Below are 20,757 nucleotides of genomic sequence, written 5' to 3' on the forward strand. Positions count from 1 at the left end.
CTGCTTCCCGAGCGCACACCCCCGTTCGGGGGTAGTGAGACCCACGTCACGGATTACACGATGGCAGAGAGCCGCCCGGCAAGGTCCGGTAACTAGGAGGACAGATGACGACGGGGACGGAGCTGTTCCGCAGCGCGCGGGACTTCCTGCTGGCACACCGCGAGGACTACGCCACCGCGTACGAGGGCTTCTCCTGGCCCCGGCCCGGCCGGTTCAACTGGGCGCTGGACTGGTTCGACGTGATCGCGCACGGGAACGACCGCATCGCGCTGCACATCGTCGAGGAGGACGGCACCGAGGTCCGGCTGTCCTTCGCCGAGATGGCCGAGCGCTCGGCCCGCGTCGCGAACTGGCTGCGGGCCCGCGGCGTCCGGCCCGAGGACCGGGTCCTCGTCATGCTCGGCAACCAGGCCGAGCTGTGGGAGACCGCGCTCGCCGCGATGAAGCTGGGCGCCGTCGTCATCCCGGCCACCCCGCTGCTCGGCCCGGCCGACCTGCGCGACCGGGTGGAGCGCGGACGCGTCCGGCATGTGCTGGTGCGGTCCGAGGACACCGGCAAGTTCGACGAGGTGCCCGGCCGCTACACGCGGATCGCCGTCGGCGGGGCGCGCGAGGGCTGGCAGACGTACGAGGACGCCTGCACCGCGCCCGCGGAGTTCACCCCCGACGGGCCCACCGGTGCCGACGACCCGCTGATGCTCTACTTCACCTCCGGCACGACCGCCCGCCCCAAGCTGGTCGAGCACACCCACACGTCGTACCCCATCGGCCACCTGACCACCATGTACTGGATCGGCCTCAAGCCCGGCGACGTGCACCTGAACATCTCCTCGCCCGGCTGGGCCAAGCACGCCTGGTCCAACCTGTTCGCGCCGTGGAACGCGGAGGCGACCGTCTTCATCCACAACTACGCCCGCTTCGACGCGGTCCGGCTGATGGCCGAGATGGACCGGGCGGGCGTCACCACCTTCTGCGCCCCGCCGACGGTCTGGCGCATGCTCATCCAGGCCGACCTCGGCGCGCTGCGCACCCCGCCCCGCGAGGTCGTGGCGGCGGGCGAGCCCCTGAACCCCGAGGTCATCGAGCAGGTCCGGCGAGCCTGGGGGGTGACCATCCGGGACGGCTTCGGGCAGACCGAGACCGCCGTGCAGGTCTCCAACAGCCCCGGCCAGCCGCTGAAGACCGGCTCCATGGGCCGCCCCAGTCCCGGCTTCCGCGTCGAACTCCTCGACCCGGTCTCCGGCGCACCCGGCGCCGACGAGGGCGAGATCGCCCTCGACCTGTCCGAGCGGCCCGTCGGCGTGATGACCGGCTACCACGGCGACCCCGACCGTACGGCGGAGGCGATGGCCGGCGGCTACTACCGCACCGGCGACATCGGCTCCCGGGACGCCGACGGCTACATCACCTACGTCGGCCGGGCCGACGACGTCTTCAAGGCGTCCGACTACAAGATCTCCCCGTTCGAGCTGGAGAGCGCGCTGCTGGAGCACGAGGCGGTGGCCGAGGCGGCCGTCGTGCCCGCGCCGGACGAGGTGCGGCTCGCGGTGCCCAAGGCGTACGTGGTCCTCGCGGAGGGCTGGGAGCCGGGGCCCGACACGGCCAAGGTGCTCTTCGAGCACTCCCGGGAGGTCCTCGCGCCGTACAAGCGGGTGCGCCGCCTGGAGTTCGCGCCGCTGCCCAAGACCGTCTCCGGCAAGATCCGCCGCATCGAGCTGCGCGAGGCCACGGCCGCCGGCTCGGACGCCGAGTACCGCGAGGAGGACTTCCGGTGAGCGCACAGCTGTCGTACACCCACGGGACCAGCGAGACCGTCCTGCTCGGCGACACCATCGGGGCCAACCTGGACCGGGCCGTCGCGGCCTGGCCGGACCGGGAGGCGCTGGTCGACGTGCCGTCCGGGCGGCGCTGGACCTACGCCGAGTTCTCCGCCGACGTGGACGAGCTGGCGTACGCGCTGCTCGCGAGCGGGATCGCCAAGGGCGACCGGGTGGGCATCTGGGCGATCAACTGCCCGGAGTGGGTGCTGGTCCAGTACGCCACCGCCCGCATCGGCGCGATCATGGTGAACATCAACCCGGCCTACCGCACCCACGAGGTCGAGTACGTCCTGAAGCAGGCCGGGATCTCGCTGCTGTTCGCCTCCCTGAGCCACAAGACGAGCGACTACCGGGCGATGGTCGAGCAGGTGCGCGGCAAGTGCCCGCGGCTGCGGGAGACCGTGTACATCGGGGACCCGAGCTGGCAGGCGCTGCTCGGGCGCGGGACGCCCACCGCGTTCGAGGAGCTGTCCTGCGACGACCCCATCAACATCCAGTACACCTCGGGCACGACGGGCTTCCCCAAGGGGGCCACCCTCTCCCACCACAACATCCTCAACAACGGCTACTTCGTGGGGGAGCTGATCGCCTACAGCGAGCAGGACCGGGTGTGCATCCCGGTGCCCTTCTACCACTGCTTCGGCATGGTGATGGGCAATCTCGCCGCCACCTCCCACGGCGCCTGCATGGTCATCCCGGCGCCCTCCTTCGACCCGAAGGCCACGCTGGAGGCGGTCCAGCAGGAGCGCTGCACCTCGCTGTACGGCGTCCCGACCATGTTCATCGCGGAGCTCAACCTCCCCGACTTCGCCTCCTACGACCTCTCGACCCTGCGCACCGGGATCATGGCGGGCTCGCCCTGCCCGGTGGAGGTGATGAAGCGGGTGGTCGCCGAGATGCACATGGCGGAGGTCTCCATCTGCTACGGCATGACCGAGACGTCCCCGGTCTCGCTGCAGACCCGCATGGACGACGACCTGGAGCACCGCACCGGCACGGTCGGCCGGGTCCTGCCGCACATCGAGGTGAAGGTCGTCGACCCCGCGACGGGCGTGACCCGGCCGCGCGGCGCGGCGGGGGAGCTGTGCACCCGGGGGTACAGCGTGATGCTCGGCTACTGGAACGAGCCCGAGAAGACCGCCGAGGCCGTCGACGCCGGGCGCTGGATGCACACCGGGGACCTCGCGACGATGCGGGAGGACGGCTACGTCGAGATCGTCGGCCGCATCAAGGACATGATCATCCGCGGTGGCGAGAACATCTACCCGCGCGAGATCGAGGAGTTCCTCTACGCCCACCCCAAGATCGCGGACGTCCAGGTGGTCGGGGTGCCGCACGAGAGGTACGGCGAGGAGGTCCTGGCGTGCGTCATCCCGCGCGACGCCGCCGACCCGCTGACCCTTGAGGAACTGCGTGCCTTCTGCGAGGGCCGGCTCGCGCACTACAAGATCCCGAGCCGGCTGAGCACCCTCGACGCCTTCCCGATGACGGTGTCCGGGAAGGTGCGCAAGGTGGAGCTGCGCGAGCGTTTCGCGACCGGCTAGTCGCGTCGCATGCACACCCGTGGCCAGCGGTCGAGGCCGAGTTCTGCCTCGTGTGCGCGGATCTTGCGCAGCCCCGGGGTGAGTTCGGTCTCCGCCAGGGTGCGGAAGCCCAGGCGGGCGTAGTACGGGGCGTTCCACGCCACCTCGGTGAAGGTGGTCAGGGTGAGGCCGGCGAGGCCCTCCTCGCGTGCGCGGTCGGCGGCGTACGCGAGGAGGGCCCTGCCCACGCCCCGGCGGGCTGCGTCCGGGTGCACCGAGACCTGCTCGATGTGCAGCGCGCCGTCGACCGGCTCGCAGATCAGGTACGCGACCGGGGGACCGTCGCCGTCGTGGGCGGCCCAGGCCCGGCCCGCCCGGCGGTAGCGCTCCAGGACCTCCAGGGCGGGCGGCTCGTCGTCGGCGACGGCTGCCATGCCGAGGTCGCGGAAGGGGGTGCCCGCGGCGCGTTCGATGTCCTGGAGGACCGGCAGCTCGTCGGGTGTGACGGGGCGGATGCGCATGCGCCGAGTCTCCGTCGCGGGCCGGGTCCTCGGCGAGTGGATTATCCGGGGCCGGTCAGCAGGCGCCCGTGGAGTCCAGCTCGTCGGCGAGGGTGTTGACCGGCTGGGGCGTGCCCGTGAGATCCAGGACGAAGAGCGGGACGCCGAGGCTGTCGGCCCGGGCGCGGGCGTCGGGGGCGTAGCCGGAGAGGGAGAAGTAGACGCAGGCCGCCGACTCCGTCATGGCGGTCAGCCACAGGCACTCCACGTCCCGCAGCGAGGCCGGCCGTACGGTCGGGTCGACCTGGGCGAGCAGACCGTGCGCGGCGATGCCGATGCCGGACGTGGGGCGCTGGTCGGCGCGGCGGATGTCCCGGTAGCCGAGCCAGCGCAGATACACGGCGGCCGCGGTGACCGCGTCACGGGCGGTGCGGATCGTGATGGGATGGAAGGCGCGGCGCGGGGCCGGCGCCCTCGGCGGTTGCGCCTCCTCGTCCTCCGCGCCCGCCCGAGCCACCGGGACCCGCAGCAGCGTGCCGCACGTGCAGCCGAGCTCGGGCCGGGGCCACTCGCCCTCGCGACCGCACGCGGTGCACCGGACGCTGATCCACTCGTCGTCCCAGGCGCGATGGGTGACCGCGGTCGCGGTGCCGGCCGGGTCGAGCGGCGGCACGACAGGGGCACCGCACTCGCAGGGATAGGCAGGTGCCGCGTACAGATGCTCGCGCCGGCAGGCCGGGCAGCGCACCGACACGCTCTCGGACATGGCCCACTCCAGGACGACCTCGCATCGGGACAGCGCACCCATCGTCCTCCAGGCGGCGCCCGGTTGTCCCCCTCTTGACGGTCTTCACCCGCACGCCTACATTGCTTCCAGATAGCAGAAAAGAGTTTCCGCAATGTGGAAAATGAAGGGATTGACCTTCGGAGTCCACGAGCGGGACCGACATCGTCACGGAATTGCTCACCGCGGGGCGCGACGGGAGTGCGAATCCGACAGCCGAAGCAGGAGTACTCAATGGCACGTATGACCGCTGCCCGAGCGGCAGTCGAGATCCTCAAGCGCGAGGGCGTCAGCAACGCGTTCGGCGTGCCGGGCGCGGCGATCAACCCCTTCTACGCGGCGCTCAAGGCCTCCGGCGGCATCAACCACACCCTCGCCCGCCACGTGGAGGGCGCCTCGCACATGGCGGAGGGCTACACCCGCACGCACGCGGGCAACATCGGTGTCTGCATCGGCACCTCGGGCCCGGCCGGCACCGACATGATCACCGGCCTGTACTCCGCGATCGGCGACTCCATCCCGATCCTGTGCATCACCGGCCAGGCTCCGACGGCCGTCATCCACAAAGAGGACTTCCAGGCCGTCGACATCGCCTCGATCGCGGGGCCGGTCACGAAGATGGCGGTGACCGTCCTGGAGGCCGCGCAGGTCCCCGGCGTCTTCCAGCAGGCGTTCCACCTGATGCGCTCCGGCCGCCCCGGCCCGGTCCTCATCGACCTGCCGATCGACGTCCAGCTCACCGAGATCGAGTTCGACCCGGAGACCTACGCGCCGCTCCCGGTCTACAAGCCGGCCGCGACCCGCGCCCAGGTCGAGAAGGCGATCGGGATGCTGAACGCGTCCGAGCGACCGCTGATCGTCGCGGGCGGCGGTGTCATCAACGCCGACGCCGCCGAACTCCTCGTCGAGTTCGCCGAGTTGACCGGCACCCCGGTCGTTCCGACCCTGATGGGCTGGGGCCTGCTGCCGGACGACCACGAGCTGAACGCCGGCATGGTGGGCCTGCAGACCTCGCACCGCTACGGCAACGCGACCTTCCTGGAGTCCGACTTCGTCCTCGGCATCGGCAACCGCTGGGCCAACCGCCACACCGGCAAGCTCGACGTCTACACGGCCGGCCGCAAGTTCGTGCACGTCGACATCGAGCCCACCCAGATCGGCAAGATCTTCGCCCCGGACTACGGCATCGCGTCCGACGCGAAGGCCGCCCTGGAGCTGTTCGTCGAGGTGGCACGGGAGTTGAAGGCGGCCGGCCGGCTGCCGGACCGCTCCGCGTGGGCCGCGTCCGCGCAGGAGAGGAAGGCGACCCTCCAGCGCCGTACGCACTTCGACGACATCCCGATCAAGCCGCAGCGTGTCTACGAGGAGATGAACAAGGCCTTCGGCCCGGAGACCCGGTACGTCTCCACGATCGGCCTCTCGCAGATCGCCGGCGCCCAGATGCTGCACGTCTTCAAGCCGCGGCACTGGATCAACTGCGGCCAGGCGGGTCCGCTCGGCTGGACCGTCCCGGCCGCGCTGGGCGTCGCCAAGGCCGACCCGGAGGCGCAGGTCGTCGCCCTGTCCGGCGACTACGACTTCCAGTTCATGATCGAGGAGCTGGCGGTCGGCGCCCAGCACCGGATCCCGTACGTCCATGTCCTGGTGAACAACTCCTACCTGGGCCTGATCCGGCAGGCGCAGCGGGCGTTCGAGATCGACTTCCAGGTCAACCTGGAGTTCGAGAACATCAACTCGCCCGAGCTGGGCGTCTACGGCGTCGACCACGTCAAGGTCGCCGAGGGCCTCGGCTGCAAGGCGATCCGGGTGACCGACCCGGCCGACCTGGGCGCGGCCCTGGAGCAGGCCAAGAAGCTCGCCCAGGAGTACCAGGTCCCGGTCGTCGTCGAGGCGATCCTGGAGCGCATCACCAACATCTCCATGTCCACGACCAACGACATCAGCAACGTCGTGGAGTTCGAGGAGATCGCGACGGAGCCCGGCCACGCGCCGACGTCGATCAGGACGCTGAAGGTCTGACGCGTCCGCCCGACGCCCGCGCACAGAAGGGGCGGTCCAGCCGAAAGGCTGGGCCGCCCCTTTTCCGTGCTCCCCCGTCGGGGCCCGCCGCCCCCGTGCCGGCGGGCCCCGTGTTGAGGACAATGTGCCCTCCCACGACGGTGGTTGAAGCCGCTTGAACAAGATTCAGAGCTTGATTTGAGGTTTGCGCAGTCCCGCTACGCCTCCTCGTGGTGCTCCGACAGCCCCGGCCAGTCGTCGGGGCCGCCGCCCTGCCAGTCGATGAAGTCGCTCTCCGAGATGTCCGTGACATACAGATCGGCGAGCCGCAGGATCTCGCTCACGTCGTCCACGTGCGTGGCGATGCCCAGTGTCTCGTCGCCCTCGGTGACCCGCCTGGAGCCGTCCAGCGCCGGAGGGTGCACCACGACATGCGGATGCTCCGTTGGATGTGCCATGCCTTCAGCCTCCTGCGGAAGCCGCCCCCGCGCACGCCGGAGAGCGCCGGGTACGGGACCGTCCGTACCCGGCGCTCTCCGGCCGGTGAGGCTTTCTTCGGTTGTGGCCGTCCGACGGTGCGAGGCTGGGCGCGACAGGACGTTCGCGCCGCCGGACGGGGTCTGGGGGCTTTGGACCGCGGCGGCGGCGATGGAACCGGGGCTCCTTCCCTCTGGTCGAAGAAGGAGGCCGGACCTTCACCACCGCACTGGCTCGCACGCCGCCGCGGTCCTGGCGTTGCCCGCGCCGCTCGCCGGTGACCACCCCTCATCCGGGTCGCTCGGCGTCGTGCGCGGGCGGTGCGTCCGACTCATGACCTCCCGTCAGGAGCCGGACGCAGCCTGGGGGTTCAGTCCTCGCGCAGGGCGCGGACAGCCTCCTCCACACGCTTGCCGTACTCGGGGTCGGCGGCGTGGAAGTGGGCCAGGTTCTTCTCGATCACGTCGTCGCGGGAGACCTGGGACAGGCCACCGGCGATGTTCGCGACCAGACGGGACCTCTCCTCGGCGGACATCAGCCGGTACAGCTCGCCCGCCTGGAAGAAGGCGTCGTCCTTGGTGTGCAGCGGGGCCTCGTGGGTGCCGGTCCAGCCGGTCACCGCCAGCGGCGCCGACAGCGGGCGGCCGGTCTCCACCGGGCCGTCGTAGGAGTTCGGCTCGTAGTTCTTCGCCCCGCGGCCCTGGGAGTTGGTCGCCATGAGGCCGTCGCGGCCGTAGTTCTGCGCGGTCGTCGCCCGCGGGGCGTTCACCGCGAGCTGGGTGTGGTTGACGCCCAGGCGGTAGCGGTGGGCGTCCGCGTAGGCGAAGAGGCGGCCCTGGAGCATCTTGTCCGGGGAGGGGCCGATGCCGGGGACGAAGTTGTTCGGGGAGAACGCGGCCTGCTCGACCTCCGCGAAGACGTTGTCCGGGTTGCGGTCGAGGACCAGGCGGCCCACCCGCTGGAGCGGGTAGTCCTTGTGCGGCCAGACCTTGGTCAGGTCGAACGGGTTGAAGCGGTAGTCGGCCGCCTCGGCCGCCGGCATGAGCTGGACGTACAGGGTCCAGGACGGGTGCACGCCCCGCTCGATGGCCTGGAGCAGATCCGTCTGGTGAGAGTTCGGGTCCTTGCCCGCGAGCTCGGCGGCCTGCTCGCTGCTCAGGCAGCGGATGCCCTGGTTGGTCTTGAAGTGGTACTTGACGAAGAACGCCTCGCCGTCGGCGTTCGTCCACTGGTAGGTGTGCGAGCCGTAGCCGTTCATGTGGCGGTACGACGCCGGGATGCCGCGGTCGCCCATCAGCCAGGTCACCTGGTGCGTGGCCTCGGGGGCGTGCGCCCAGAAGTCCCAGACGTTGTCGGGCTCCTGCCTGCCGGTGAACGGGTCGCGCTTCTGCGAGTGGATGAAGTCGGGGAACTTGACCGGGTCCTTGATGAAGAACACCGGGGTGTTGTTCCCGACGAGGTCGTAATTGCCCTCTGCCGTATAGAACTTGAGGGCGAAGCCGCGCGGGTCGCGGACCGCGTCCGCGCCGCCGAGGCTGTCGGCGACCGTCGAGAAGCGCAGGAACACCTCGGTGCGCCTGCCCACCTCGCTCAGGAAGTCGGCGTGGGTGAAGCCGGTGACGTCGTCGGTCACCTCGAAGTGGCCGTACGCGCCGGAGCCCCGGGCGTGCACCACGCGCTCCGGGATGCGCTCGCGGTTGAAGCGGGCGAGCTTCTCCAGGAGGTGCTGGTCCTGGAGGAGCAGCGGGCCGCCGACGCCGGCGGAGGCTGAGTTCTGGTTGTCTGCGACCGGGGCGCCGGACTCCGTGGTGAGAGTCCGAGTCGTGAGCGCGCGCTTCGACATCGGGGACCTTCCGTGCGGGTGTCAGCGGAAAACTGTTTCCGCTTCGTGGAGCCTAGAAGTGGGGTGATCTGGGGTCAACAGTTTGTTGAATCAAATCAACGGTTTGTTGAAGTGGATTCCGGACCGCGGCGCCGCCTGGGCGCGACAGGACAGTTGTCAGCGGCACCGCGGCCCGGAAGTCTGGGGAAGGGCCCGGCTCAGACCTGGGCGCCGGACAGGCGCTCCACGGCGCGCAGCAGGGCCGAGTGGTCCAGGCCGCCGTCGCCCTGGGCGCGCAGGGACGCGACCAGCTGAGCGACCACGGCGCCGACCGGCAGGGCCGCACCGACGTTGCGGGCGGCGTCCGTGACGATGCCCATGTCCTTGTGGTGCAGGTCGATACGGAAGCCCGGCTTGAAGTCCCGGTTCAGGAAGTTGTCCTTCTTCCGGGTCAGCACGGTCGAACCCGCGAGGCCGCCGTTGAGGACGTCCAGGGCCGCCTGGAGGTCCACGCCGGACTTCTCCAGGAAGACCACGGCCTCGGCGCACGCCTGGATGTTCACGGCGACGATCAGCTGGTTGGCCGCCTTCACGGTCTGACCCGAGCCGTGCGGGCCGCACAGCACGATGGTCCTGCCGAGTGCGTCGAAGATCGGCTTCGCCTGGTCGAAGTCGGCCCGCTCGCCACCGACCATGATCGACAGCACGGCCTCGATCGCGCCGGCCTCGCCGCCGGACACGGGGGCGTCCAGCACGCGGATGCCCTTGTCCTTCGCGGCCTTCGCCAGGTCGACCGAGGTCTGCGGGGTGATCGAGGACATGTCGATCAGCAGCGCGCCGGACTTCGCATTCTCGAGGATGCCGTCGGGGCCGTAGGCGATGGCCTCGACCTGCGGGGAGGCCGGGACCATCGTGATGACGACGTCGGCGTCGCGCACGGCCTCGGCGATCGAGGAGGCGGCGCTGCCGCCGGCCGCGGCGAGACGGTCCAGCTTGTCCTGCTCCAGCGTGAAGCCGGTGACCTGGTAACCCGCCTTGATCAGGTTCTCGGACATGGGGGAGCCCATGATGCCGAGGCCTATCCAGGCGATCTTGGGGAGGGTGCTCATGATGGGGTACCTCTCTGAACTGCGGTTGCGCGTCTGAGAATTGGCGCCGGTCAGCGTCATCCAGCCCGTCCGGCGGTTGAGGACGAGGCCCGTTCAGGGCCGAAGCGGGGGCCCGGGAGCGGCAGCCCCCAGGGCGTTCAGCGGGCCGCGCGGTGTTCTGCCGGCAGCCACCCGAAGGCCTCCGCGCTCGGGCGGTCGCCGGGCTTGTACTCCAGGCCCACCCAGCCCTCGTATCCCGCCTTCGTCAGCCGGCCGAGCAGCTCCTCCAGCGGCAGCGTCCCCGTGCCCGGAGCGCCGCGGCCCGGGTTGTCGGCGATCTGGACGTGACCGGTCCTCGCCGCGTACTCCTCGATCACCGCCGGGAGGTCCTCGCCGTTCATGGACAGGTGGTAGAGGTCCATGAGGAAGCGGGCGTTGCCCAGGCCGGTGGCCTCGTTGACCCGGTCGACGACGCCCACTGCGGCCGGTGCGCTCACCAGCGGGTACAGCGGCGACTCGGGCTGGTTCAGGGCCTCGATCAGCAGGATCGCGCCGATCCGGTCGGCGGCCCGGGCCGCGAGGACGAGGTTCTCCAGCGCGAGCGCGTCCTGCTCGGCCGGGTCCACCCCCTCTACGCGGTTGCCGTACAGGGCGTTGAGCGCCGTGCAGCCGAGCGAGGCCGCGAAGTCGGCCGCCACGTCGATGTTGGCGCGGAACTTCTCCGACTCCTCGCCGGGGACCGACAGCGCGCCGCGGTCCGGGCCGGGCAGCCGGCCGGCGTAGAAGTTCAGGCCGGTGAGCCGGACGCCCGCGTCCTCGATCGCCTTCTTCAGGGCGTCGAGCTCGGCGCGCTCGGGGGTGGGGGAGTCGACCCAGGGCCACCACAGCTCGACCGCGGTGAAGCCCGCCGCGGCGGCGGCCGCGGGGCGCTCCAGGAGCGGGAGTTCCGTGAAGAGGATCGACAGGTTGACGTTGAAGCGCTGCTCTGCGAATCCCATGGGGGTCGGCGCTCCCTTCCGTGTCGAGATTCCGTATTGCGGAAGTTCGTTTCTGCTTAATGGAAGATTGCCGTTCGCGGCCGTGCCTTGTCAAGAGGAGAGGCAGGCAAAAGCGCCGACGTCGGGCAGTGAGCGGGGGTGCACAGCGAGCTCTGACCTGCTGTGACTTCTCCCACCCGCCCTTGCCCGGGCGGGGAAGGCTTACCTACGTTCGGTCGCATGTCCTCCCACGGCCCCGCACCCGTCGAGTTCTCCGTCGACCTGAGCGCGCACGAGATGCTCCGGCGGGCCCACGTACTGGACGCCCTCGGCCCCGACTGGGACCCCGTCGCCGCCCTGCGCGGTGAGGAAGAGGCGAACGAGCTGCTGTACTCCGGCCTCGACGCGGACCAGCAGCGTGTCTACGACGAGCTGGTCGCGGCCGGCGTGCTCCCGCCGCGAGGAGGCGGGCATGCTGCCCCGTGACCCGCAGGCGGACATCGGCCGCCGCGCCTGGGTGGCCTGCCCGAACTGCGACGACCGCCGCGGCTGCGGGGACTGCGAGGAGCGGCGCACCTGCTCGCAGCACTGGCGCTATCTGCTCTCCAACACCGGCAGCCTGCTGCACCTCCAGTGCCGGTCGTGCACCCACGTCTTCACCCACGAGACCGGGTTCGGCCGGACGCGCTCCCTCTGGCAGCGCATGACCCGCGCCTGGTGACACCGGCCGGCGCCTCGGCCCGTGCGCGGCGCATGAGCCGCGCCAAGGCGGCACCGGGCGGCGACCCGCCCCGCGCGTTCGGACGACCCCACCGTCTGTCATTCGGATGACCCCACCGTCTGTCACCGCGGACCACGCGCCGGCGTGACCGAGGATCGCGGTCGGCGGCCACCCCCGGCCGCCGGTCGTCCGCCCGGAGGCAGCCGTGCAGATCCTGCTCGTCGCCAGCGCGTTCAACAGCCTCACCCAGCGCGTCCACGCCGAGCTGCGCGACCGCGGCCACAAGGTGGCGGTGGAACTCGCCCTGCCGGACCGCTCCCTCACCGCAGCCGTACGGCACCACGCCCCGCAGCTCGTCGTGGCGCCGATGCTGAGGACGGCCGTCCCCGAGGAGGTGTGGTCGGCCCACACCTGCCTGATCGTCCACCCCGGGCCCCTCGGCGACCGCGGGCCGTCCTCCCTGGACTGGGCGATCCACGAGGGCGCCGAACGCTGGGGCGTCACGGTCCTTCAGGCCGCCGCCGAGATGGACGCGGGCGACGTGTGGGCCTCGGTGCCGTGCCGGGTGCCTCCGGTGGCCAAGAGCGACCTGTACCGGGGCGAGGTCGCCGACGCCGCGGTCACCGCCGTCCTCCTCGCCGTGGAACGCTTCGCCGGGGGCACCCACGTCCCGGCCGCGCAGGACGAGGCGGGACTCGCGGGCGCGCCCGTGCGGGTCCGGCCGTACCTCGACCAGAGCGTCCGGCGGATCGACTGGGCCGTCGACACCACCGAGACCGTCGTACGCAGGCTGCGGGCGGCCGACTCGCAGCCCGGCGTGCTGGACCTGCTGCTCGGCGGCGAGTGGTACCTGCACGGCGGCCACCCCGAGAGCACCCTGCGCGGCCGCCCCGGCGAACTCCTCGCCACCCGCGCCGGAGCGATCTGCCGGGCCACCGCGGACGGTGCCGTGTGGATCCCGGAGCTGCGGCCCCGCCGCCTGCCCGGCCGGCCGCCCACCTTCAAACTCCCCGCCGTGCGGGCCCTGGGGGACCGGCTGCCGCCCCTGCCGGAGCACGCGCCGCCCGTGCTGCCCGACGCGCGCGAACGCACCTGGACGGACATCCGCTACCGGGAGGACGGCGGCGCCGGCTTCCTGACGTTCGCCTTCCCGGGCGGCGCCATGAGCACCGAGCAGTGCCGCCGCCTCCTGCACGCCTACCGCGAGGCGTGCTCCCGCCCCACCTCGGTCCTCGTACTGGGCGGCGAGCGGGACTTCTTCTCCAACGGGATCCACCTGGGCGTCATCGAGGCCGCCGCCGACCCCGCCGCCGAGTCCTGGGCGAACATCAACGCCATCGACGACCTCGTGGAAGCGGTCCTGACCACCACCGACCGGCTCGTGGTCGCGGCCGTCGCGGGCAACGCCGCCGCGGGCGGGGCGATGCTCGCCCTGGCGGCCGACGAGGTGTGGTGCCGCCACGGCACCGTCCTGAACCCGCACTACCGCCTGATGGGCCTGTACGGCTCCGAGTACTGGACCTACACCCTGCCCCGCAGAGTGGGGCCGGCCCTGGCCGAACGGCTCATGGCGGAGGCCCTGCCCGTGAGCGCGGCGAGCGCCCTGCGCCTCGGACTCGCCGACCGGGTGATCGACTGCGGCCCCGGCGACTTCGTCCGGGAGACCGGCACCCTGGCCGCACGCCTCGCGGCACTGCCGGCGACGGCCTCCCGGATCGCCGCGAAGAAGGCAGATCTGGACCGGCGCGAGGCCACGACCCCGCTCGCCGGCTTCCGCGAACGGGAGCTGGCCCGCATGCGCCGGACCTTCGACGACCCCGACGCCCCGTACCACGCCCTGCGCCGCGCGTTCGTCCACAAGCGACGCCCCTCATGCACCCCGCCGCACCTCGCCTCGCCCCCGGTTGCGTGATGCGGCCCCGCCACCAGCGCCGTCCGCGTCACACGAATGGCCCACGGTGTGTTTCACCCCGGCCGAACCGCTGATACCAAGAATCCGATAGACCGAAATGCGGTCCTTCATCCCTTACCTCCCTTGGAGGCGGTCCCATGACTGAGGCGACGTCGGAGACGGTCGGCGCTGCGGACACCACAGGTGCGCCCGCCGACGAGACACCCACGATCCATGTCCTGTGGATCAACGCGGGCCTGAGCTGCGACGGCGACTCGGTCGCGCTGACGGCGGCCATGCAGCCGAGCATCGAGGAGATCGTCCTCGGCGTGCTGCCGGGGCTGCCGAAGATCCAGGTGCACTGGCCGCTCATCGACTTCGAGTGCGGCCCGGTCGGCGGCGCCGACACCTTCATCGAGTGGTTCTTCAAGGGCGAGCGGGGCGAGATCGACCCGTTCGTGCTCGTCGTCGAGGGGTCCGTCCCCAACGAGGCGATCAAACCCGAGGGCTACTGGTGCGGCTTCGGCGACGACCCCGAGACCGGCCAGCCGATCACCACCAGCGAGTGGATCGACCGGCTCGCCCCGAAGGCCCTGGCCGTGGTCGCCATCGGCACCTGCGCCACATACGGCGGCATCCACGCGATGGCCGGCAATCCGACCGGCGCCATGGGTGTCCCGGACTACCTCGGCTGGGACTGGAAGTCCCAGGCCGGCATTCCCATCGTGTGTGTCCCCGGCTGCCCGATCCAGCCCGACAACTTCGCCGAGACGCTGACCTACCTGCTCTACCAGGCGACCGGCGCGGCCCCGATGATCCCGCTGGACGACAAGCTGCGTCCGACCTGGCTGTTCGGGGCCACCGTGCACGAGGGCTGCGACCGGGCCGGCTACTACGAACAGGGCGAGTTCGCGGAGTCGTACGACTCACCGAAGTGCCTGGTCAAGATCGGCTGCTGGGGCCCGGTGGTGAAGTGCAACGTGCCCAAGCGCGGCTGGATGAACGGCATCGGCGGCTGCCCGAACGTCGGCGGCATCTGCATCGCCTGCACCATGCCCGGATTCCCCGACAAGTTCATGCCGTTCATGGACGAACCTCCCGGCGCCAAGCTGTCCGTCTCGGGCAGTTCCGTCTACGGCGCGGTGGTCCGCAAACTGCGGCAGGTCACGGGCAGGACGGTGGACAAGGAGCCCAAGTGGCGCCGTACCGGCGAGAAGATCACCACCGGCTACCGGCCCCCGTGGTGACACCCCGTCACCCCTGATCCGCCCCTGCTTCGTGCACCCCGACACACAACCCGAACCTCCCGCGCAACGAAGGGCACGGCAAACGACGATGGCAGCGAAGACGAAGGCGGCCGGCGACGGCAGCGGCCTGGTGGAGATGTCCTGGGATCCCATCACCCGGATCGTGGGCAGCCTGGGCATCCACACGAAGATCGACTTCAAGCAGAAGCGGGTCGCGGAGTGCTACAGCACCTCGTCCGTCTTCCGCGGCTACAGCGTCTTCATGCGCGGCAAGGACCCCCGCGACGCCCACTTCATCACCAGCCGCATCTGCGGCATCTGCGGCGACAACCACGCCACCTGCTCGGTGTACGCGCAGAACATGGCGTACGGCGTGAAGCCCCCGCACCTCGGTGAGTGGATCATCAACCTCGGCGAGTCCGCGGAGTACATGTTCGACCACAACATCTTCCAGGAGAACCTGGTCGGGGTCGACTACTGCGAGAAGATGGTCCGGGAGACCAACCCCGGCGTCCTCGAACTCGCCGAGCGCACCGAGGCCCCGCACGCCGCCGAGCACGGCTACCGCACCATCGCCGACATCATGCGCTCGCTGAACCCGCTGGAGGGCGAGTTCTACCGCGAGGCCCTCCAGGTAAGCCGCTACACCCGGGAGATGTTCTGCCTGATGGAGGGGCGCCATGTGCACCCCTCCACGCTCTACCCGGGCGGCGTCGGCACGGTCGCCTCCGTACAGCTCTTCACCGACTACATGAGCCGCCTCATGCGGTACGTGGAGTTCATGAAGCGGGTCGTGCCCCTGCACGACGACCTGTTCGACTTCTTCTACGAGGCCCTCCCCGGCTACGAGGAGGTCGGCCGCCGCCGCGTCCTGCTCGGCTGCTGGGGCGCGCTCAACGACCCCGAGTACTGCGACTTCACCTACGCCAACATGACCGACTGGGGCCGGCGGATGTTCGTCACCCCTGGCGTCATCGTCGACGGCAAGCTCGTCACCAACGACCTCACCGAGATCAACCTCGGCATCCGCATCCTGCTCGGCAGTTCCTACTACGAGGACTGGCAGGGCCAGGAGCAGTTCGTCACCCACGACCCGCTCGGCAACCCCGTCGACCCGCGCCACCCGTGGAACCAGCACACCATCCCCGCCCCGCAGAAGCGCGACTTCGACGACAAGTACAGCTGGGTGATGTCCCCGCGCTGGTTCGACGGCAAGGACCACCTCGCCCTCGACACCGGCGGCGGCCCCATCGCCCGCCTGTGGTCCACCGCCCTGTCCGGGCTCGTCGACATCGGGTACGTCAAGGCCACCGGCCACAGCGTGGTCATCAACCTGCCGCGCACGATGACCAAGCCGGAGACCACCTTCGAGTGGAAGATCCCGCAGTGGTCCAACGCCCTGGAGCGCAACCGCGCACGCACCTACTTCCAGGCGTACGCCGCCGCCGTCGCCCTGCACTGCGCCGAGAAGGGCCTCGAGGAGGTCCGCGCCGGACGCACCCAGACCTGGGAGAAGTTCGAGGTGCCGGACCAGGCCATCGGCTGCGGCTTCACCGAGGCCGTCCGCGGTGTCCTCTCCCACCACATGGTGATCCGCGACGGCAAGATCGCCAACTACCACCCGTACCCGCCCACCCCGTGGAACGCCAGCGTCCGTGACAGCTACGGCACCCCGGGCCCGTACGAGGACGCCGTGCAGAACACCCCGATCTTCGAGGAGAACACCCCGGAGAACTTCAAGGGCATCGACATCATGCGCGCGGTCCGCAGCTTCGACCCCTGTCTGCCCTGCGGCGTCCACATGTACGTCGGCGGCGGCAAGACGGTGAAGAGCATGCACGTCCCCACCGGCCTGAGCGGGCTGGGCGGATGAGCGCGACGACGACGGCGCGGCCGGTGAGCGCGGAGGAGACCGGCCGCCGTATCGAGGAGATCCTCGACCGGCTGAGCGCGAGCGGTGAGCCGGCGAACGTCGCCGCTGCCGAGGAACTCGTCCGGTGCCTCATGGACTTCTACGGCAACGGACTGGCCCGCGTCCTGCACCTGCTGTCGGCGGCGCCCGGCGATCCGCTGCCGCGCCTCCTCGGCGACGAACTCGTCGCGAGTCTGCTGGTCCTGCACGACCTGCACCCCGAGGACCGGGACACCCGCATCGGCCACGCCCTGGACAGCGTGCGCCAGCACGACCTGGAGGTGGCCGGCTTCGACGAGCAGACGGGCACCCTGCGGCTGCGGGCGGCCGCGAGCGGCGGCTGCGGCTGTGGCTCCGGCACCGGCGCCCGGGAGGCCGCCGAGGCGGCGCTCGCCTGCTTCGCGCCCGAGGTCACGGTCGTCGAGGTGGAGTCGGCGCCCGCCCTCCTGCAGATCGGGACGAAGACCCGGTGACCGCCGCCACCGTCGGCCTGCGGCGGTTCCTGACCGAGCGTCCGCCGCAGCCCGAGCGATGCGAGCTGTGCGCGGTCGTGGTGCCCGAGGACCACCGCCACCTGGTCGACACCGAACAACGCGCCCTGGTCTGCGCCTGCGGCGCCTGCGCGCTGCTCATGCAGCAACCGGGCGCCGCCGCGGGCCGCTTCCGTGCGGTCCCGGCCCGCTACCTCACCGACCCCGGGCACCGCCTCGACGAGCGCGCGTGGGAGGCGCTGCGGATCCCGGTCGGCGTCGTCTTCTTCTTCCGCAACGCGGCCCTCGACCGGCTGGTCGCCCTCTATCCAAGCCCGGCCGGCGCCACCGAGAGCGAACTCGAACCGGCCGCCTTCGACGAGGTCCTCGGCGGCAGCCGGCTCGCAGCCCTCCTCGAACCCGACGTGGAGGCACTCCTGCTGCGCCGGGACGGCGACATCTTCGAGTGCCACCTCGTCCCGATCGACGTCTGCTACGAACTCGTCGGCCGGATGCGGCTGTTGTGGCAGGGCTTCGACGGCGGCGCGGAGGCGCGGGCCGCGCTGGACGCCTTCTTCGCGGATGTACTGCGCCGTGCCGAAGACGTCGCCTCGGGCAGTCGTTCGTCCGCGGCGCCGTCGTGGCCGGTCGCGCAGTTCCCCGCGCCCCTTGAGGGCGTTGCCGAACCGTCCCCGGACGAGGCGGAGCTGCCGTGACCGAGTTCTCCTTCACCTGCACCGGGGTCCGTGCCGATCGCTACGCCGCCGGTCCCACCCTGGTCTTCCGGCTGCGGGTCACCGCCTCCGGTGATGTCCCCGTGCACGCCATCGCCCTGCGCTGTCAGATCCGCATCGAGCCCGCCCGCCGCGGCTACCAGCCCGCCGAGGCCGACGGGCTCACCGATCTGTTCGGGGAGCGCGCCCGCTGGGGCAGCACCCTTCAGCCGGTGCAGTTCGCGCAGGTCCCGGTGATGGTCTCCGCGTTCACCGGTGAGACCGAGACCGACCTCGTCGTGCCCTGCACCTACGACATGGACATCGCCGCGAGCCGCTACCTGGACGCCCTCACCGACGGCGAGGTCCCGCTGCTGATGCTGTTCTCCGGCACGGCGTTCACCGGCACCGGCGGCTTCCGCGTGGAGCCCGTCCCGTGGGACCGCGAGGCGTCCTTCAGGATGCCGGTCGCCACCTGGCGGGAGATGATCGAGCAGCACTTCCCCGGCTGCGGCTGGATCCGGCTGCCCGACGACACCATGGACGCCCTCCTCGCCTACCGCTCCCGGCACGCGCTGCCCTCCTGGGAGGCGACGCTGAAGGCGCTCCTCGCCGACGCCGCCCCACCGGCGAGCGACCCGCTGCGCACCCTCACCGGCACCACCGGAAGGACCCGGCCGTGACCGCCCCCGCGTTCGCCCCCGAGACCGAGGAGCGCCTCGCCCTCGCCCGGCAGGTGGCCGACGCCGTGCTCTTCGAGGGCTACGTGCTCTACCCGTACCGTGCCTCGGCGGCCAAGAACCGGCTGCGCTGGCAGTTCGGCGTCCTGGTGCCGCCCGCCTGGGGCGCCGAGTGCGAGGAGCACGACTTCCAGCACACCGAGTGCCTGATGGAGCCGAGAGCGGAGGCGAGCCTCGCGGTCGAGGTCCGCTTCCTGCACGCCCGCCGCCGCACCGTGCAACGCGCCCTGCCCGACGGCGGCTTCGAGACCGTACCCGAACTCCACCTCGACGACCGGGTCCTGGTGCCCTGGGACGAAGGAGCCGAGGAACGCGTCGAGCTGGTCGCACCGGTTGCACAACTGAGCGGCGACGGCGTCGAGTTCCCCTTCCGCAAGCCCGCCGTCGAGGACACCGAGCCCGTCCAGGACGCGACGGGCCGGACCGTCGGCCGACTGGTCCGGCGCAGCGCCGAGGTCACCGGCGTGGTGCGGCTCTCCGCGAGCGAACTCGACGGCCCCTACCGGGTGTTGCGGCTCACCGCGGTCGTCGAGAACACCACCCCGTGGACGCCGCCGGAGGGCCACGCCGCCGACCGGGACGCGGCGCTGCCGCACTCCCTCGTGGCCACGCACCTCCTGATGGCCCTGAGCAACGGCTCGTTCCTGTCGATGACCGACCCGCCCGAGTGGGCCAAGGGCGCGGTAGCCGCCTGCCGCAATCTGCACACCTGGCCCGTGCTCGCCGGTGAACCCGGCCGCGCGGACCTCGTGCTGTCCTCGCCGATCATCCTTGAGGACCATCCGGCCATCGCCCCCGAGAGCCTGGGTGCCCTCTACGACGCCACCGAGATCGACGAGATCCTCGCCCTGCGCACCGCCGCCCTCACCGACGCGGAGAAACGCGAGGCCCGCGGCACCGACGCACGGGCCGCCGCCGTCATCGACCTCGCCGACTCCATGCCGGCCGAGGTGCTGGAACGCCTGCACGGCGCGGTCCGCGGCCTGCGTGAGATCACCGGCGAGCCCGACGGCTTCCCCGACGAGTTCGGCGTGACCCGCCCCGACACCCCCTGGTGGGATCCGGCGAGCGACGCGGGCTTCGACCCCGAGCAGGACCGGGTCATGGTCGACGGCCGACCCGTCGGGAAGGGCAGCCGCGTCGAACTGCGCCCAGGACTGCGGCACACCGACGCCCAGGACCTGTTCCTCCAGGGCCGCACCGCCACCGTCGAGGCGGTGCTGCACGACGTCGACGGCGCGGTGCACCTCGCGGTGACCGTCGACGGCGACCCCGGCGCCGACATCCGCCGCGAGCAGGGCCGCTATCTGTACTTCCAGCCGGACGAGGTCGTGATGCCGGAGGATCCCCGATGAAGCGCACCCTCGTGGCCGGCATCGGCAACATCTTCCTCGGCGACGACGGCTTCGGCGTGGAGACCGCACGCCGGCTCACCGAACGGGAACTGCCCTCCCACGTCGAGGTCGTGGACATCGGAGTACGCGGGGTGCACCTCGCCTACCAGCTCCTGGACGGCTACGACACCCTCGTCCTCGTCGACGCCACGGCACGCGGCGAGGCCCCGGGCACGCTGTACGTCATCGAGCACGACGGCCCACCGGGCGCCGGCGACGCGGTCCCCGCGATCGACGGCCACCGCATGACGCCCGACGCCGTGCTCGCGCTGCTGGACACGCTCTGCGCCGGCACCGGCGGAAAGCCGCCGCGGCGCGTCCTGGTCGTCGGCTGCGAACCGGCCTCGACCGAGGAGGGCATGGGGCTCAGCACGCAGGTGTCCGACGCCGTACCCCGGGCCGTGCGTCTGATCGAAGAGTTGCTGGCAGGCGGGATGCCGGTCCCCGTACGGACCACGGCCGCCGAAGCTTCCACAGGAGGAGAGACCTGATGAAGAAGATCCTCGCCGCCGGGGCCGCAGGCGCCGCGCTGGCCGCCGCGGCCGCCGTCGCCACGCAGGTCCTGCCCGACCTCCGGCGCTACCTGCGGATCCGCCGGATGTGAACCCACGCCCACCGGGCGGGTGCCGGGTGCGCCGCCTTGCGTCGAACGGCGTACCCGGCGCCCCGGCCACGGCGTG

General features: G+C 71.3%; 20 protein-coding genes. 14 read left to right on the forward strand and 6 right to left on the reverse strand.

Annotated features, from left to right (window positions below):
* The first annotated feature begins 104 nt into the window (after positions 1-104).
* Complete coding sequence (locus PGH47_RS34025) at positions 105-1,775, forward strand: AMP-binding protein (protein WP_271666576.1); 1,671 nt, start codon at positions 105-107, stop codon at positions 1,773-1,775.
* Entirely contained in the window at positions 1,772-3,364 is a 1,593-nt protein-coding gene (locus PGH47_RS34030) for an AMP-binding protein (protein ID WP_271666577.1), read from the forward strand. Before PGH47_RS34025 ends, PGH47_RS34030 begins: the two co-directional genes overlap by 4 nt.
* On the opposite strand, the gene PGH47_RS34035 is transcribed toward PGH47_RS34030, so the two are convergent.
* Entirely contained in the window at positions 3,361-3,864 is a 504-nt protein-coding gene (locus tag PGH47_RS34035; protein ID WP_271666578.1) for a GNAT family N-acetyltransferase, read from the reverse strand. The genes PGH47_RS34030 and PGH47_RS34035 overlap by 4 nt on opposite strands.
* A 55-nt stretch (positions 3,865-3,919) precedes the next feature.
* Positions 3,920-4,651, reverse strand: a complete 732-nt coding sequence (locus tag PGH47_RS34040) for a hypothetical protein (protein WP_271666579.1) — start codon at positions 4,649-4,651, stop codon at positions 3,920-3,922.
* Positions 4,652-4,861: 210 nt separating this feature from the next.
* Between PGH47_RS34040 and gcl the strand changes: the two genes are divergently transcribed.
* Positions 4,862-6,646 (forward strand): glyoxylate carboligase, encoded by a 1,785-nt coding sequence (gcl, locus tag PGH47_RS34045; protein WP_271666580.1) that lies wholly within the window; start codon positions 4,862-4,864, stop codon positions 6,644-6,646.
* Between the two features lie 197 nt (positions 6,647-6,843).
* Here gcl and PGH47_RS34050 read toward each other — a convergent pair whose 3' ends face one another.
* The 4 genes from PGH47_RS34050 to PGH47_RS34065 all read right to left on the reverse strand — a co-directional run bounded on the left by PGH47_RS34050 (position 6,844) and on the right by PGH47_RS34065 (position 11,010).
* Entirely contained in the window at positions 6,844-7,083 is a 240-nt protein-coding gene (locus tag PGH47_RS34050) for a hypothetical protein (protein ID WP_030955598.1), read from the reverse strand.
* 389 nt (positions 7,084-7,472) lie between these two features.
* Positions 7,473-8,945 carry a catalase gene (locus tag PGH47_RS34055; protein WP_271666581.1) on the reverse strand — a complete coding sequence of 491 codons (1,473 nt, stop codon included), beginning with the start codon at positions 8,943-8,945 and terminating at the stop codon, positions 7,473-7,475.
* Between the two features lie 197 nt (positions 8,946-9,142).
* Positions 9,143-10,033 carry a 2-hydroxy-3-oxopropionate reductase gene (locus PGH47_RS34060; protein ID WP_271666582.1) on the reverse strand — a complete coding sequence of 297 codons (891 nt, stop codon included), beginning with the start codon at positions 10,031-10,033 and terminating at the stop codon, positions 9,143-9,145.
* A 137-nt stretch (positions 10,034-10,170) separates the two neighbouring features.
* Positions 10,171-11,010 (reverse strand): TIM barrel protein, encoded by an 840-nt coding sequence (locus PGH47_RS34065; protein WP_271666583.1) that lies wholly within the window; start codon positions 11,008-11,010, stop codon positions 10,171-10,173.
* A gap of 219 nt (positions 11,011-11,229) precedes the next feature.
* Between PGH47_RS34065 and PGH47_RS34070 the strand changes: the two genes are divergently transcribed.
* From PGH47_RS34070 to PGH47_RS43300, 11 genes are all read left to right on the forward strand, one after another.
* Positions 11,230-11,475 carry a DUF6400 family protein gene (locus tag PGH47_RS34070; protein ID WP_125528959.1) on the forward strand — a complete coding sequence of 82 codons (246 nt, stop codon included), beginning with the start codon at positions 11,230-11,232 and terminating at the stop codon, positions 11,473-11,475.
* Positions 11,462-11,710, forward strand: a complete 249-nt coding sequence (locus PGH47_RS34075; protein ID WP_271666584.1) for a hypothetical protein — start codon at positions 11,462-11,464, stop codon at positions 11,708-11,710. The genes PGH47_RS34070 and PGH47_RS34075 overlap by 14 nt, the downstream gene beginning before the upstream one ends.
* 205 nt (positions 11,711-11,915) lie before the next feature.
* The gene (locus PGH47_RS34080) at positions 11,916-13,622 is read left to right on the forward strand and encodes an enoyl-CoA hydratase-related protein (protein ID WP_271666585.1); all 1,707 of its coding nucleotides are present in this window, start codon (positions 11,916-11,918) and stop codon (positions 13,620-13,622) included.
* A gap of 137 nt (positions 13,623-13,759) precedes the next feature.
* On the forward strand, positions 13,760-14,848 hold the full coding sequence (locus PGH47_RS34085) for a hydrogenase expression protein HypE (RefSeq protein ID WP_271666586.1): 1,089 nt from the start codon (positions 13,760-13,762) through the stop codon (positions 14,846-14,848).
* Positions 14,849-14,936: 88 nt separating this feature from the next.
* Positions 14,937-16,721 (forward strand): nickel-dependent hydrogenase large subunit, encoded by a 1,785-nt coding sequence (locus tag PGH47_RS34090; RefSeq protein ID WP_271666587.1) that lies wholly within the window; start codon positions 14,937-14,939, stop codon positions 16,719-16,721.
* Positions 16,718-17,233 (forward strand): hypothetical protein, encoded by a 516-nt coding sequence (locus PGH47_RS34095; RefSeq protein WP_271666588.1) that lies wholly within the window; start codon positions 16,718-16,720, stop codon positions 17,231-17,233. Before PGH47_RS34090 ends, PGH47_RS34095 begins: the two co-directional genes overlap by 4 nt.
* On the forward strand, positions 17,230-17,946 hold the full coding sequence (locus tag PGH47_RS34100) for a DUF5947 family protein (RefSeq protein ID WP_271666589.1): 717 nt from the start codon (positions 17,230-17,232) through the stop codon (positions 17,944-17,946). Before PGH47_RS34095 ends, PGH47_RS34100 begins: the two co-directional genes overlap by 4 nt.
* Entirely contained in the window at positions 17,943-18,626 is a 684-nt protein-coding gene (locus PGH47_RS34105; protein WP_271666590.1) for a DUF6084 family protein, read from the forward strand. Before PGH47_RS34100 ends, PGH47_RS34105 begins: the two co-directional genes overlap by 4 nt.
* Positions 18,623-20,038 (forward strand): hypothetical protein, encoded by a 1,416-nt coding sequence (locus PGH47_RS34110; RefSeq protein ID WP_271666591.1) that lies wholly within the window; start codon positions 18,623-18,625, stop codon positions 20,036-20,038. The genes PGH47_RS34105 and PGH47_RS34110 overlap by 4 nt, the downstream gene beginning before the upstream one ends.
* Positions 20,035-20,568, forward strand: coding sequence for a hydrogenase maturation protease (locus PGH47_RS34115; protein ID WP_271666592.1), 534 nt, complete (start codon positions 20,035-20,037; stop codon positions 20,566-20,568). Before PGH47_RS34110 ends, PGH47_RS34115 begins: the two co-directional genes overlap by 4 nt.
* A complete protein-coding gene (locus tag PGH47_RS43300) occupies positions 20,568-20,681 on the forward strand; it encodes a DUF6893 family small protein (RefSeq protein ID WP_373309792.1) in 114 nt (37 codons plus the stop codon). The genes PGH47_RS34115 and PGH47_RS43300 overlap by 1 nt, the downstream gene beginning before the upstream one ends.
* Positions 20,682-20,757: the final 76 nt, after the last annotated feature.

Origin of the sequence: Streptomyces sp. HUAS 31, assembly GCF_028198125.1 — a bacterium.
GTDB classification, from domain to species: Bacteria; Actinomycetota; Actinomycetes; order Streptomycetales; family Streptomycetaceae; genus Streptomyces; species Streptomyces chartreusis.

Excerpts from the sequence above, each read along its gene's own strand:
- PGH47_RS34095 (WP_271666588.1), top strand. The coding sequence starts at position 16,718 with ATGAGCGCGACGACGACGGCGCGGCCGGTGAGCGCGGAGGAGACCGGC.
- PGH47_RS34085 (WP_271666586.1), top strand. The coding sequence starts at position 13,760 with ATGACTGAGGCGACGTCGGAGACGGTCGGCGCTGCGGACACCACAGGT.
- PGH47_RS34060 (WP_271666582.1), bottom strand. The coding sequence starts at position 10,033 with ATGAGCACCCTCCCCAAGATCGCCTGGATAGGCCTCGGCATCATGGGC.
- PGH47_RS34115 (WP_271666592.1), top strand. The coding sequence starts at position 20,035 with ATGAAGCGCACCCTCGTGGCCGGCATCGGCAACATCTTCCTCGGCGAC.
- PGH47_RS34025 (WP_271666576.1), top strand. The coding sequence starts at position 105 with ATGACGACGGGGACGGAGCTGTTCCGCAGCGCGCGGGACTTCCTGCTG.
- PGH47_RS34040 (WP_271666579.1), bottom strand. The coding sequence starts at position 4,651 with ATGGGTGCGCTGTCCCGATGCGAGGTCGTCCTGGAGTGGGCCATGTCC.
- PGH47_RS34035 (WP_271666578.1), bottom strand. The coding sequence starts at position 3,864 with ATGCGCATCCGCCCCGTCACACCCGACGAGCTGCCGGTCCTCCAGGAC.
- PGH47_RS34050 (WP_030955598.1), bottom strand. The coding sequence starts at position 7,083 with ATGGCACATCCAACGGAGCATCCGCATGTCGTGGTGCACCCTCCGGCG.
- PGH47_RS34090 (WP_271666587.1), top strand. The coding sequence starts at position 14,937 with ATGGCAGCGAAGACGAAGGCGGCCGGCGACGGCAGCGGCCTGGTGGAG.
- PGH47_RS34075 (WP_271666584.1), top strand. The coding sequence starts at position 11,462 with ATGCTGCCCCGTGACCCGCAGGCGGACATCGGCCGCCGCGCCTGGGTG.
- PGH47_RS34065 (WP_271666583.1), bottom strand. The coding sequence starts at position 11,010 with ATGGGATTCGCAGAGCAGCGCTTCAACGTCAACCTGTCGATCCTCTTC.
- PGH47_RS34070 (WP_125528959.1), top strand. The coding sequence starts at position 11,230 with ATGTCCTCCCACGGCCCCGCACCCGTCGAGTTCTCCGTCGACCTGAGC.
- PGH47_RS34055 (WP_271666581.1), bottom strand. The coding sequence starts at position 8,945 with ATGTCGAAGCGCGCGCTCACGACTCGGACTCTCACCACGGAGTCCGGC.
- gcl (WP_271666580.1), top strand. The coding sequence starts at position 4,862 with ATGGCACGTATGACCGCTGCCCGAGCGGCAGTCGAGATCCTCAAGCGC.
- PGH47_RS43300 (WP_373309792.1), top strand. The coding sequence starts at position 20,568 with ATGAAGAAGATCCTCGCCGCCGGGGCCGCAGGCGCCGCGCTGGCCGCC.